At 48.0% G+C, this 12,972-nt stretch carries 16 protein-coding genes; 6 read left to right on the top strand and 10 right to left on the bottom strand.

The features are described 5' to 3' along the window. Positions 1-15 precede the first annotated feature (15 nt). Positions 16-756, top strand: a complete 741-nt coding sequence (queC, locus tag ICU98_RS01425) for a 7-cyano-7-deazaguanine synthase QueC (protein ID WP_215352371.1) — start codon at positions 16-18, stop codon at positions 754-756. A 1-nt stretch (position 757) separates the two neighbouring features. Here the strand turns inward: queC and ICU98_RS01420 are convergent, their stop codons facing one another. From ICU98_RS01420 to ICU98_RS01395, 6 genes are read right to left on the bottom strand one after another with little or no spacing between them, the layout of a single operon-like run. Then, entirely contained in the window at positions 758-1,384 is a 627-nt protein-coding gene (locus ICU98_RS01420; RefSeq protein ID WP_215352370.1) for a riboflavin synthase, read from the bottom strand. A 30-nt stretch (positions 1,385-1,414) separates the two neighbouring features. After that, positions 1,415-2,539 carry a bifunctional diaminohydroxyphosphoribosylaminopyrimidine deaminase/5-amino-6-(5-phosphoribosylamino)uracil reductase RibD gene (gene ribD, locus ICU98_RS01415; protein ID WP_251365362.1) on the bottom strand — a complete coding sequence of 375 codons (1,125 nt, stop codon included), beginning with the start codon at positions 2,537-2,539 and terminating at the stop codon, positions 1,415-1,417. A gap of 18 nt (positions 2,540-2,557) precedes the next feature. Then, positions 2,558-3,100 carry a Tfp pilus assembly protein FimT/FimU gene (locus ICU98_RS01410; RefSeq protein WP_251365361.1) on the bottom strand — a complete coding sequence of 181 codons (543 nt, stop codon included), beginning with the start codon at positions 3,098-3,100 and terminating at the stop codon, positions 2,558-2,560. After that, positions 3,093-3,422 carry a hypothetical protein gene (locus tag ICU98_RS01405; RefSeq protein WP_215352368.1) on the bottom strand — a complete coding sequence of 110 codons (330 nt, stop codon included), beginning with the start codon at positions 3,420-3,422 and terminating at the stop codon, positions 3,093-3,095. Before ICU98_RS01405 ends, ICU98_RS01410 begins: the two co-directional genes overlap by 8 nt. After that, positions 3,419-4,078, bottom strand: coding sequence for a PilW family protein (locus ICU98_RS01400; protein WP_215352366.1), 660 nt, complete (start codon positions 4,076-4,078; stop codon positions 3,419-3,421). The genes ICU98_RS01405 and ICU98_RS01400 overlap by 4 nt, the downstream gene beginning before the upstream one ends. Then, positions 4,075-4,305, bottom strand: coding sequence for a hypothetical protein (locus tag ICU98_RS01395; protein ID WP_215352364.1), 231 nt, complete (start codon positions 4,303-4,305; stop codon positions 4,075-4,077). Before ICU98_RS01395 ends, ICU98_RS01400 begins: the two co-directional genes overlap by 4 nt. Positions 4,306-4,403: 98 nt before the next feature. Between ICU98_RS01395 and ribBA the strand changes: the two genes are divergently transcribed. Genes ribBA through ICU98_RS01375 form a run of 4 tightly spaced genes read left to right on the top strand, consistent with a single transcriptional unit; the run spans position 4,404 to position 8,075 of the window. Further along, positions 4,404-5,549 (top strand): bifunctional 3,4-dihydroxy-2-butanone-4-phosphate synthase/GTP cyclohydrolase II, encoded by a 1,146-nt coding sequence (gene ribBA / locus ICU98_RS01390; protein WP_371818428.1) that lies wholly within the window; start codon positions 4,404-4,406, stop codon positions 5,547-5,549. Positions 5,550-5,554: 5 nt separating this feature from the next. Then, positions 5,555-6,073, top strand: coding sequence for a 6,7-dimethyl-8-ribityllumazine synthase (ribH, locus tag ICU98_RS01385; RefSeq protein ID WP_215352363.1), 519 nt, complete (start codon positions 5,555-5,557; stop codon positions 6,071-6,073). Further along, positions 6,073-6,585 (top strand): transcription antitermination factor NusB, encoded by a 513-nt coding sequence (gene nusB / locus ICU98_RS01380; protein ID WP_215352362.1) that lies wholly within the window; start codon positions 6,073-6,075, stop codon positions 6,583-6,585. Before ribH ends, nusB begins: the two co-directional genes overlap by 1 nt. Before the next feature lie 11 nt (positions 6,586-6,596). Next, complete coding sequence (locus ICU98_RS01375; protein ID WP_215352361.1) at positions 6,597-8,075, top strand: NAD-dependent succinate-semialdehyde dehydrogenase; 1,479 nt, start codon at positions 6,597-6,599, stop codon at positions 8,073-8,075. Between the two features lie 7 nt (positions 8,076-8,082). On the opposite strand, the gene trmB is transcribed toward ICU98_RS01375, so the two are convergent. From trmB to ICU98_RS01355, 4 genes are read right to left on the bottom strand one after another with little or no spacing between them, the layout of a single operon-like run. Further along, on the bottom strand, positions 8,083-8,886 hold the full coding sequence (gene trmB / locus ICU98_RS01370; protein ID WP_215352360.1) for a tRNA (guanosine(46)-N7)-methyltransferase TrmB: 804 nt from the start codon (positions 8,884-8,886) through the stop codon (positions 8,083-8,085). 1 nt (position 8,887) lies between these two features. After that, a complete protein-coding gene (locus ICU98_RS01365; protein WP_215352359.1) occupies positions 8,888-9,823 on the bottom strand; it encodes a UDP-glucuronic acid decarboxylase family protein in 936 nt (311 codons plus the stop codon). 20 nt (positions 9,824-9,843) lie between these two features. After that, positions 9,844-10,305 carry a DUF2721 domain-containing protein gene (locus tag ICU98_RS01360; protein ID WP_215352358.1) on the bottom strand — a complete coding sequence of 154 codons (462 nt, stop codon included), beginning with the start codon at positions 10,303-10,305 and terminating at the stop codon, positions 9,844-9,846. 16 nt (positions 10,306-10,321) lie between these two features. Further along, positions 10,322-11,191 (bottom strand): undecaprenyl-diphosphate phosphatase, encoded by an 870-nt coding sequence (locus tag ICU98_RS01355; RefSeq protein ID WP_215352357.1) that lies wholly within the window; start codon positions 11,189-11,191, stop codon positions 10,322-10,324. 119 nt (positions 11,192-11,310) lie between these two features. Here ICU98_RS01355 and ICU98_RS01350 point away from each other — a divergent pair, with 119 nt between their 5' ends. Further along, a complete protein-coding gene (locus ICU98_RS01350) occupies positions 11,311-12,969 on the top strand; it encodes a TolC family protein (protein ID WP_215352356.1) in 1,659 nt (552 codons plus the stop codon). The last annotated feature ends 3 nt before the right edge of the window (positions 12,970-12,972 follow it).

Raw genomic sequence — 12,972 nt, 5'->3', positions numbered from 1 at the left:
TTCTGAACAGCATTTATGTCTAGTCTTTCTGCTGCATTTAAACCCTTCGCACCGCGCACCCCTAATGCACCAGCAGTCATTCTGTTTTCAGGTGGCTTAGACTCCACCACAATCCTGGCTCTTGCTAAAGACCTTGGCTATGCACCCTATGTTTTATCGGTAAGTTATGGACAACGCCATTCTTCTGAAGTGGCTGCCGCCAAGAAGATCGCTCAGCAGATGGGTGTGCTTGCGCATGAGGTGGTGCAGCTCGATCTGACCCGCTTTGGTGGGTCTGCCTTAACTGATGCCTCGATTGCCTTACCAACCATCCCGAGTAAGGCCGATGAAATCCCCGTTACCTATGTGCCTGCTCGCAACACGATCTTGCTTTCCCTTGCGCTGAGCTGGGCAGAGGCTTTAGGTGGGTTAGATATTTTTTATGGCGCCAATGCAGTCGACTACTCCGGCTATCCAGATTGTCGTCCGGAGTATGTTGCTGCTTTTGAAAGCATGGCCAACCTTGCCACTAAAGCAGGGGTTGAGGCACTGAACCATGCCAATCGCTTTCGGGTTCACGCGCCGATTATTCAAATGAGTAAAGCAGAAATTATTCGCTTAGGATCTACACTAGGAGTCGATTACTCGCAAACCGTCTCTTGTTATCAAGCCGATGATGCAGGCCATGCCTGTGGTGTCTGTGAATCTTGCCGTTTAAGACAAGCAGGCTTTGCCCAAGCGCAGGTAGCTGATCCTACCCGCTATCAACAGAAATAACTTAAAGCGCTTTTACCTCTAACATGCGTGCAAGATAGCGCGCAATCAAATCGACTTCTAAATTCACTTCACTGCTCTCTTGAAGACTTCCGAGAGTGGTGTGCTGCAAAGTATGGGGAATGATATTGATAGAGACGATGCAGGCATCCGACTGATCCTCTACGAAGTTGACAGTCAAAGACACGCCGTTAACCACAATCGATCCTTTGTAGGCCAAGAAGGGGGCCAACTCAAGGGGGGCCGCAATCTTCAATAACCAAGAACCATAAGTATCGTTTGCGAGCGCAGCGAAATGGGTCACTTTCCCAACGCCGTCAACGTGTCCACTCACCAGATGTCCACCCAAGCGATCATTAAAGCGCAGAGCCTTTTCCAGATTGACTGGGCCCATTTGATCTAAGCCTACTGTTTTGTTGAGTGACTCTCGAGAGACATCAAAGCTAAAAGAATGTTCTGTTTTCTCTGTGACGGTCATACAAGCGCCTTGCAATGCAATACTGTCGCCCAGTACAACATCATCTAAATAGTGAGCCTCTGTAGCAGGGAGCTCTACTTTTAAATGCAAGCCATCGCCTTTCGGTGTGATGTCTTTAATCTGACCCACTGCAGTGATGATTCCGGTAAACATATTTGTTTTTTCTCTTTCGAGTAATTGACTTCAGGTTTTTTGGTAACGCAAACGGATATCAGGATCGAAAGTAGCTTGGTCTATCAAATCCCATGTCAGTCGATCTTGCAATGCATTCAGGGCAGATAGGCTGGTCATTCCTAAACCCTCTCCCATGAAAAATGGGGCGTAATAGAGCAAGAGTTCATCAACGCAATCTTCACGTAGCAAGGATCCATTTAATTTGGCGCCCGCTTCCACGTGGATTTCATTCATATGGCGCTCTTGAGCAAGATAAGCAAATAGCTTAGCGAGATCGACTTTGCCATGTGCATTGGGCATCTCGATCACTTCTACTCCACGCTCACGAAACGCTTTGGCATTGGTCAGCTGCTCAGGTGATTGCAAGCGCGCACAAACAATCATCACTCCCGACTGATCCATTCCCTCAAATAGCTTGGCATCAAGCGGGGTTTCGAGCTTGGAATCCACAATCACTTTCCAGGGCTGTCTTTGGGTAATCACATCACGCACATTTAAACTGGGATTGTCTTCTTTGACAGTACCACCGCCCGTGAGCACAGCACAAGCTTGCGCACGCCAATGATGTCCATCAGCACGGGCTAGTGGCCCAGTAATCCATTGACTCGTTCCATTGGGTAAAGCAGTCTTGCCATCAAGCGTGGCGGCAATCTTTAAGCGCACCCAAGGCAAGCCACGCGTCATCCGAGAAATAAATCCTCGATTCAATGCCGCGGCTTCCGCTCCAAGTAAACCCGTTTCTACTGCGATGCCTGCCGCCTGCAGACGCTCTAGTCCCTTGCCCGCAACTAAAGGATTCGGGTCAATCATTGCTACAAGGACTTTGCGAGGCTTAGCAGCAATCAGGGCGTCTACACAAGGCGGGGTTCTTCCGGTGTGATTGCAGGGCTCTAGGGTGACGTAGATGACGGAATCAGTCGGATCAAAGCCCTTGCTACGTGCATCGGCTAATGCCTGGACTTCAGCGTGAGGTCCGCCTACTGCTTGTGTGTGCCCCCGTCCAATCTCTTGTCCGTTTTTGACGATCAGGCAACCTACTCGGGGATTGGGGTTAGCCAGGTAGAGGGCCTGGTGAGCTTCAGCCAAAGCCTCGCTCATCCAATGCTGGTCTGTTTGGAGATTCCCTGAGTTCATGGCTCTATTAAAACCGATTTAGCGACAAGCCTTCGAATCAGTCCGTGGGTCACAAATCCGCCAGCGTCCGCCGCTCCCCAAAATCAGGTGTCGCTCTAGGTCTGCGAGGCGTCTATGCCCCAAGATCAGGCGATTAGCTACAAAGCCCCCATGCGCAGTCTTTGCTGCACCAGCAGAATTAAACAGGATCCCTTTTTGCGAGGCATTGGGATCACTAAATTGCTTGCCACCCTGCTTGAAGTAAATAGGCTCAATTGAGCCCTGCATAAACCAAGCCTTTTTCGAAATACTGGATTGGATGACCCAGCCACTATTCCAGTCATTCCCTATTCTGGGGACGATCTGAACTGACTCCCCCAAGAACAAAGCCTGTTGCCGCGCAAAGTGCGCCTGCTCAATAAAACTGCGCGAGATTGACTCGAGCTGGCGTGTGGCTAGCGATTCCTGAATCAAAGGAATGCTGATGCTCGACATGATGGCAATGATGAGGGTCACCACCATCAGCTCTAACAGAGTACTTCCCCTCTCTGCATTCCTGAGAGAGCGTATCGGCTTAATCAAAAACCTGTCGCCAGTTCAATCGTGTGACCGCGTCAAGCTCTGAATCAAAAAAGACCAAAACTTCGATCTGGGGTTTATTCAGATTGGAAATTAGCCAATGATGCTTTTCAGGGGAATCAAAGTCACAATCGGGGTGGTCTAAATGAGCACCTAATAAAAGATCAGATTGGCAAGCGAGAATAATTTGCTCTGCTTGAATAAATTGCTCTTGAGTCTGGGCTTGAGTATTTAGATGAATGAGCTCAAGGGCATTCATTCTCTCTAAATAGAAAATGAGTGCCGAGAAAGAAAAGATGATCGATAGGATCCAGGCAATGATCATGGGTGGTTACGAGTAGAAAAATAGCGCTCGAATACTAGATGCAGCGTCTGGCCATCGGTCATCTCTAACTGGACTTTAAATAAGCGCGGCCCGCTGAGGCTTGCTTTAGAAGTTTTATCCAACCCCTGCTCCTCAATGCTGAAATAGTGCACACCATTCATCAGGGTAGTATTTTGAACACGTGCGTGACGATCTAAAGATTGGCAGATGAGTGAGCCACCATTGACTTTGATGCCCTTTGGAATATTCGCTTGTCGCTCTAACAGGAAGCCTTGTAATGCCAAATCATTTTTTGTACGGTCCTGACTCAAGGCATTACCCAAGCAATCAAAGTCAATTCCTGAAGATGGTGCATGTGCGATCTCATGACGCACGATGATGGCATCAGAGCGGTTATAGCCACGCCCTTTGTGAATTTCAATCCATTGGGGATTTATTTTTTTCTTGGCTTTATTCTGCGCTGATTCCCAGTTTTGATAACCGGCCATCCGAATGGCTCTGCCGATCAACTCAAAAGCACGATCGGCTTCACTACTCAAGTTTTTGGTCTTTTGATACTGCACCTGTTTCGCCACCATCACACCACTACTTTGAATGACTGGGGTAATTAAGATCAGTGAGATTGCTAGGCCGATGAGGCATTCCAGCAAACTCATTTGGGTTTGACTTGGGCGATCTCAAACTGATTCATTTGCGCTCGAATTTGTATATGTTTTTCCTGCGACTGAACAAAACGCATCGCCATGACCTGATATTGATTGATCAGACCTATCCATGCACCAGCGATGAGACTCATGGCGATTAATACCTCTAATAAAATGAAGCCATTGGGCTTGGGAACATTCGGTTTGGAAATCATGGCCCATTCTGTCAAGGACAGCATCACCTCGCCACCCTAATTGGAGGCCCTACTTGTCAGAAAGCTTAGATATTTCTGCGGGACAAAGCAATCCAGGGTCCCTGAGCTTAAAATAGCAGGCTATGTCTATAAAGCTTGCTCCTACAAACGAAATCGTCGCCGACCTACGGGTTGGCAAGATGGTGATCTTGGTCGATGAAGAAGACCGAGAAAATGAAGGCGATCTCGTTCTCGCCGCTGACCATGTGAGCGCTGAAGCTGTTAATTTCATGGCTAAGCATGGACGGGGCCTGATTTGCTTAACCTTGACGCGCGAACATTGCCAACAACTGAATCTGCCTTTGATGGTGCGCGACAACGGTACCTCAATGGGAACAAACTTTACGGTCTCGATTGAGGCCGCCTCAGGTGTCACCACCGGCATTTCTGCAGCTGATCGTGCCCACACCATCAGAACCGCAGTAGCGAAAAATGCTAAGCCAAATGATCTGGTTCAACCTGGGCATATTTTTCCATTAATGGCTCAGCCCGGCGGAGTATTAATTCGTTCAGGCCATACCGAGGCAGGTTGCGATCTTGCTGCCATGGCGGGCTGCTCGCCAAGCGCAGTCATTTGCGAGATCATGAAAGATGATGGCAGCATGGCACGCTTACCAGATCTGCTCGAGTTTGCCAAAGAACATCAACTCAAGATTGGCAGTATTGCCGATTTGATTCAATACCGTAGTCAGCATGAGAGCATTGTTAAGCGCCAAGGTGAGCGTGAGTTTGTGACACCATGGGGCACATTCACTGGAATCATTTATCAAGATACGCCAAGCGCTTCAATGCATATTGCTTTAGTGAAGGGCAAGCCCTCTGAATCGGTCGAGACCCTAGTGCGGGTTCATGAGCCAGTGACGGTATTAGATTTCTTGGATGGAAATCATAGTAATCACTCCTGGCCACTCGGCAAGGCCCTCGAGACCTTGGCTCAAGCTCCTGCTGGCGTAGCTGTTTTACTCAATGCTGCTGGCATCGCTGCACCTGGAGCTGCTGACTGGCTCTCACAATTTACCAAGCTCAATCAAACTGCAAATACCCAAGCCAATCCAGCGCTCACCCGTAAGACTGATTTCCGTAGCTACGGTATCGGCGCCCAAATTCTGAAAGATCTGGGCGTTGGCAAAATGCGTTTACTCGCCAAGCCAAACCCAGTCCCTAGCATGTCTGGCTATAAACTAGAGGTTACGGGCTACCTTCCTTTCAGTCCTGATCAAAAAGCGTAATCACGATGAACTCATCTACTACCCAATCTAGCGTTCAGGTCTTAGCCGCGGACCTGAACGGTCAAGATCTCCGTATTGCTATTGTGCAAGCCCGCTTTAATGAAGATCATTGCGAAGCCCTGACTAAAGCCTGCATAGAGGAACTGATTGCGCTTGGTGTTGAGCAGTCAGATATTAAGTTGGTAACTGTTCCTGGCGCGCTCGAAATTCCCTTTGCTCTACAAAAACTTGCTGAGACTGGAGAGTTTGATGGCTTAGTCGCTTTAGGTGCAGTGATTCGCGGTGAGACCTACCATTTTGAACTAGTCTCAAATGAATCTGCCGCAGGGATTACGCGAGTTGGCTTAGAGTCTGGTTTACCCATTGCCAATGGCATTCTGACTTGCGATAACGATGAGCAAGCGCAAGTTCGTGTCAATATCAAAGGGGCGGATTGTGCAAAGGCAGTCGTTGAAATGGCTAATCTCGCTTTAGCACTCACACCAGATTTAGATATTGATTTTCAAGCTGGCGAGGAAGAATAATGTCTAAGACAATCGCCACTGCAAAACTACCGAGCTCCGATAAAGAGAACAAATCAAGCACGCCCAAGCGCTCCCTCACACCACGTCGACGTGCCCGCGAATATGCCCTTCAAGGGGTTTATCAAAGCCTTGTGATGCGCCGTGCGGGCAGCCTGCCGAACTCTGTAACGATTACTAAACAACTCTCAGAAGATCCTGCCTTCCGTCGCTGTCAGCTGGAATTGTTCCAAGGTATTTTTGAGGGCGTTCTCGAGCGCACCGATGAACTCGAAGCCATCATCACCCCCGCTTTAGATCGACCCATCAATGAACTCTCTCCAGTAGAGCATGCTGCCCTGCTGATTGGTGTCTATGAACTCGCCATCGATCTATCTGTGCCTTATAAAGTAGCAATCAACGAAGCAGTCGAGCTTGCTAAGACCTTTGGTGGAACCGATGGTCATAAGTATGTCAACGGCGTCTTAGACCTTTTAGCCCAAAAACTCCGTAGCGCTGAAATCTCCGCTGCTTAATTTACTCGGCCATGTCAGCCCAAGATATTCGGAAACTCTTAAAGGATCCTAGCCTCGTTCGAGAGGACGCCTTTATCAATGGTCAATGGGTCAAGTCTTTAGCAAAGCAAACTTTTTCAGTCAACAACCCTGCAACATCCGAACTGATTGCACATGTCGCCAATCTTGGTTCTGCGGATGCTGAGTTAGCAATTGCAGCAGCGAACGCTGCCCTCCCCCCATGGCGGAGCAAGACCGGTAAAGAGCGTGCCAATGTGATGCGCAAGTGGTTTGATCTGATCATTGCGAATACTGAAGATCTAGCCTTACTCATGACCTTGGAGCAGGGCAAGCCTTTGCTAGAGTCCCGCGGCGAAGTGGCCTACGGGGCCTCATTTGTCGAATGGTTTGCTGAAGAAGCCAAACGGGTTGCAGGAGCCATCCCCTCAAGCACTTGGGGCGACAAGCGCCTCATGGTGCTCAAGCAGCCGATTGGAGTTTGTGCAGCCATAACCCCTTGGAATTTCCCGATCGCCATGATCACCCGCAAAATTGCACCCGCCATGGCTGCTGGTTGCAGTATTGTGATTAAGCCTGCTGAGCAAACGCCCTTGTCTGCCCTAGCGCTAGCTGAACTTGCCGGCCGCGCCGGAATTCCGCATGGGGTCATTAACGTGATTACGGCTGATGCAGAGCAGTCCATCGCAATTGGCAAGACTTTATGCGCTTCGTCTATTGTGCGGCACCTCTCGTTCACAGGCTCCACTGAAGTGGGTCGTATTCTCATGGCGCAATCCGCCCCAACATTAAAAAAATTAGCCTTAGAACTGGGTGGCCATGCGCCCTTCATTGTGTTTGAAGATGCGGATATTGATGCTGCCGTCAGTGGCGCGATTGCTTCAAAGTACCGCAACTCTGGCCAAACCTGTGTCTGCGCCAACCGAATTTATGTTCACAAAAAGGTTCATGATCTTTTTGTAGAACGGTTTGCTAAAGCGATTCAAGCAATCAAGGTGGGTAATGGTCTTGACGAAGGCGTGCTTCAGGGTCCTTTGATTGATCAAGCAGCCCTTGCCAAGGTAGAACGTCATGTTGCCGATGCTCTGAGCAAAGGAGCCAAATTAGTGGCAGGTGGCAAGCCTTCTTCTTTGGGTGGAACCTATTACGAACCCACCATTTTGGATAATGTGAGCGGCGATATGCTGATTACTACAGAGGAAACCTTTGGCCCAGTGGCTCCGATCATCACTTTTGAAAATGATGATGAAGTCATAAGACTTGCAAACCAAAGCCAGTATGGTTTGGCGTCGTATTTCTACAGTCGAGATATCGGACGGATCTGGAAAGTCGCTGAAGCTTTGGAATACGGTATCGTTGGTGTGAATAGCGGCATCATCTCTAATGAAGTAGCCCCTTTTGGCGGAGTCAAGCAATCTGGCTTAGGTCGCGAAGGCAGTATCTTCGGGATGGATGAATACCTGGAACTGAAATATCTTTGTATTGGGCTATAAAAACGGTTTATCTTTTTTTATAAACCAAGTCCCATACGCCGTGCCCCAGCTTTAAGCCCCGATTCTCGAACTTGGTAATCGGCCGATAACTGGGTCGGTCAACATAGGCTAAATGCTGATCCTGTAATTGCGCTAAGCTGGGTTTGAATTCATTTCCCACTTCCGCCTCTTTGGCAACATCTTCAAGCGCGAAGGTTTTCACTGAAACTTTTTCTTGGGAAGTATTCAGCAATGATGGTTCGGCATTGAGCACCAAAAACATTTGCTCAGCATAGTTATGCCAGTCGGTTGCTAAATGCAGATAGCCACCCGACTTTAAACGAGATACCAACAATTTGACGAACGCTTCCTGGATCAAGCGACGCTTATGGTGACGCTTCTTATGCCAAGGATCTGCAAAGTAAATATGAATGCCATCCAAACTCTCAGGCAAGATCATTTTTTCTAGCACCTCAACCGCATCATGCTGAATTAATCGTAAATTAGTGAGACCCATTTCACCAATCTGCTTGAGTAAGGCGCCAATCCCTGGAGGATGGACCTCGATAGCCAGAAAATCATCCTGACTACGAAGTTGAGCGATTGCAGCGGTAGTCTCGCCCATACCAAAACCAATTTCCAGAATTTTGGGATTGGTGGATCCATCAAAGACTTTAATCAGATCAAGGGTCTGGTCTTGATAAGGGATGCGGTATTTAGGACCGAGCTCGTCGATCGCACGTTGCTGGGCTGTCGTAGTTCTTCCGGTGCGAAGTACAAAAGAGCGAATCCGCTCAACACGATCCAACTTACCTTCTGGCTGCGAACTCAAATTAAGCTAAGACCTTCTTAAAGTACGCAATGGTCTCTTTAAGACCGTCTTCTAGATTGACCTTGGGCTGCCAGCCTAGTTTGGATTTGGCTAATTCAATATTGGGTTGGCGTTGCTTAGGATCATCAGAAGGCAAGGGTTCGTGAACGATCTTAGATTTGCTGCCGGAGAGCTTGAGGACGGTTTCAGCCAATTGAAGCATGGTGAATTCGCCAGGATTACCAATATTGACCGGGCCAGGAAAGCCCGCTTCTGAGTTCATCATCTTGATCATGGCATCAATCAAATCATCGACATAGCAAAAGCTACGGGTTTGCTGACCATCGCCATAAATCGTAATGTCTTTGCCTTGCAAGGCTTGCACGATAAAGTTGCTAACCACACGGCCATCATTGGGATGCATCCGTGGGCCATAGGTATTAAAGATACGTACCACTTTGATGTCCAACTGATGCTGGCGGTAGTAATCAAAAAAGAGGGTCTCAGCACAGCGTTTACCCTCGTCATAGCATGAGCGAATACCAATCGGATTGACCCTACCCCAATACTCTTCTGGCTGAGGATGTACTTCTGGATCACCATAGACTTCGCTAGTTGAAGCTTGCAAAATTCTGGCACGGGTTCTTTTAGCCAGGCCCAGCATATTGATTGCGCCATGCACACTGGTCTTAGTCGTTTGTACTGGATCATATTGATAGTGCACAGGTGAAGCTGGACAAGCTAAGTTGTAGATCTGATTGGTTTCTACATACAGCGGAAAGGTCACATCATGGCGCATCACTTCCAACTTAGGATCGGATAACAAATGGGCTAAGTTTTGCTTAGTACCCGTAAAGAAGTTATCGACTACTAAAACTTCATTACCTTCTTTAAGGAGTTTCTCGGTTAAGTGAGAGCCCAAGAAGCCGGCGCCGCCAGTGATGAGGATTTTGTTCATAGATGGATCTTGAAATAATTTTATTTAGTGAGGACGCGGTTTTCCCAGCCAGCAGATAGATAGCCGTAGACCACCTCGCCCAGCATGATTACCATCGAGGTCATAAATGAGGCCATTCCGAATACAAAGCTCCACATCACATAGCCCGTTTTTGGTGTATTGAGGGCCCCAGCCTGAAAGAAGAAGAGCTCTAAAACCGTTAAAGAAATGAGTACGCCACTTAAGACGTCAAAAAATATTGCGATGGTGCAAAGACGGCCGCGAAACTTGGATTCATCAGCCTCTTTGAGCATGAGTTGATACAGGCCATCTTCAGAAATATTGTCATCTCGCAACTCTTTGTGAATGGCTCGCATCCGATCGACTGTTCTTGCCAAGCGAGTGGAAATCGCATTGAATAAAGTAGCAACTGCCGTGAGTAGAAAAACGGGCGCTAGCGCCAGCTGAATATTATTCGTGATGACATCAATCGAGTTATCCATACTTATATCCCATCTTTTAATGTGACCAGGCTACAAGGCCGGTGTAGGCGCTAATCAGAACAAGCAAACCAAACACAATGCGATACCACGCAAAAGGAATGAAGTTATGTCCAGCAACATAATGAATTAACCAGCGGACGCAGGCAAATGCTGAAATAAAGGCAGCCACAAAACCCACTATGATCGCTAATGTAAAGTCTCCCGTGCTGCTACCGTCGACGCTTAAAGAGACTGGGGACTTCCACAATTTGAGAAGTTCATAAGCCGTAGCTCCGCCAATAACAGGAATGGCCAAGAAGAAAGAGAACTCAGTAGCTACTGCGCGCGGCAATCCGAACAGCATACCCCCAATAATCGTGGCCCCTGAGCGGGAGGTGCCCGGTATCAAAGCGGCACATTGAGCAAGACCGACCTTCAGGGCTTCTAAATGAGAGAGCTCATCAACCGAATGCAAGGGGGACACAATGGTTTGGATCGGTCTTTTGGCCTGCAAGCGTTCAGCCCAGAAAATAACGAGTGCACCAACAATAAATGCTGTTGCGACTGGAATAGGGGCAAACAAGACAGATTTAATTTGTTTTCCAAAAACCAGGCCTAAGCTCATCGCCGGAAAAGAAGCGATCAGGAGGTTGAGTACAAAACGACGTGAGAGCGAACTGCTGCCAAGCGTGGAAGCCACTCTCCAGAGCTTGGCCCTGAACTCCCAGCATACCGCGAGGATGGCGCCAAACTGAATAATCACCTCAAATGCTTTGCCACGCTCATCATTGAAGTTGAGGAGGTCTCCAACCAAAATCAGGTGACCCGTACTGGAGATCGGTAAAAACTCGGTCAGGCCTTCAACCACCCCCAAAATGAGTGCTTTAGTCAGTAAAATGAGATCCATAGTCGAGATATTAAGCCATTACCCTAGGGCATCTCTTTTTAGCTAGTAGATTGAGGGAAAATACTTGCTTTACCGTGTTTAGGCTTAAACTTCAGCCCATATTTACGCTTTGGAAAAAGATGACTGGTTTTACCTTCGATCACATCGGATTGCGTAAGCTACTAATCCGATTTGCTCATATTGCTTTGTTTACTGGGTCTACCCTTGGGTCTTTGCACGCCTTGGGACAAACCTCAGTCACAGTGACTCAGGCTGCCCCAAGTCTGACTGCTCCCAAGAACGCCTTACCGATGCCAGTGAGCACTCAGAGTCTTACTGGACTCGATTTGCCACCCAATATGGTGATTGCCAAGCCAGCCATTCCACAGGCGCCGGTGTTGTCGAATATTGCCGGGGCAAAAGATGCCAATGTCACAGGGCAAGCAATGGACTTGATCACCCTGTACCAGGAGGCTGCATTCAGCGACCCCGTCATGACGAGTGCTCGCTTTCAGTATGTTGCAAACCAAGAACAATATTGGCAAGGTTTATCACTCTTGCTACCCCAAGTCAATGCTGCTCCGGGCTGGACGCGTTATTACCAACATGCTGCAAATAATTCCTCACTGACAACTTATCCCGGAAATGCGCGCGTCTTTGGACAAAAGAATTACACCGTTAGCTTGACTCAGCCTTTGATCAATGTGGCCTCTTTAGAGCTATATAAGATTGGTGACCTCACAACCAAAATTGCTGACCTTCAATTTTATCAAGCCCAACAAGATCTTATTATTCGGGTTTCTCAAGCCTATTTTGATGTCTTGACCAGTCAAGATAACGTTGTGCTCTATCAAGAAAAAATGAGTCTCATTAAGCGACAGCTTGATCAAGCTCAGGCTAAATTTGATGCAGGTCTGGCCACGATTGTGGACGTCAATACTGCGCAAGCCAATTACGACTTAGCCAATTCTCAAGAGATAATTGCTCAAGCAGATTTAATCGTGAAGCGTGGCATCTTAGAGCAACTGGTTGGCCACCCTGTCCCCGCCGTTAAGCCCCTAGCTAAAAATGCTCAGCTTGAGGGAGTGGCCAAAGATCCTCGTACTACTCTAAAAAATCCTGTACCGAGCCCCGCTGTCGCCGATAGCGTCAATCCAAAATTACCTGCTGGTCAAACCCTAGATGACTGGATTCACCAAGCTGAAAACGCCAACTTCAACGTGCTCGCTGGTAAGCTCAATGTGAATGTTGCAGAAGCAACCTATCGTGGTGCACTTGCAGCGAACTACCCCACCTTAAATCTAGGTGCGACTGCAGGCTATAACACCAATAATGGTTCAACCTATAGTACACAGCCATCCCAAACCAATATCTATAACAATACCGTAGGGCTCACTTTAAATATTCCGATCTATTCGGGCGGCTATAACAGCTCGGTCATCCGCCAAGATGCTGCTTTATTAGATAAGGCGAAATCAGACTATGACAATCTGCGCCGCACTGCTGCTCAGAATGTACGACAGGCATTTACCGGATTTTATGGCGGATTAGCCAGCGTAAAAGCCTATGAAGCTGCAGAAAAGTCAGGCACTTCTGCTCTGCAATCAAGTCAACTCGGATTTGAAGTAGGCACCTTAATTAACTTGGATGTTTTGGTAGCGCTTGATTCCTTAATCACTACTCGTGCGCAACTAACCCAAGCGCGCTATTCCACAATCTTAAATGCCATCAAACTGAAGTCGACTGCGGGAACACTATCAGATGAAGATCTGATGGCAATTAATACACTCCTGCGTTAATAC

It is taken from the genome of Polynucleobacter sp. MWH-P3-07-1, from assembly GCF_018687555.1.
Classification (GTDB): domain Bacteria; phylum Pseudomonadota; class Gammaproteobacteria; order Burkholderiales; family Burkholderiaceae; genus Polynucleobacter.
The sequence above is the reverse complement of the archived record's forward strand: the minus strand, read 5'-3'. Positions and strand labels throughout refer to the sequence as shown.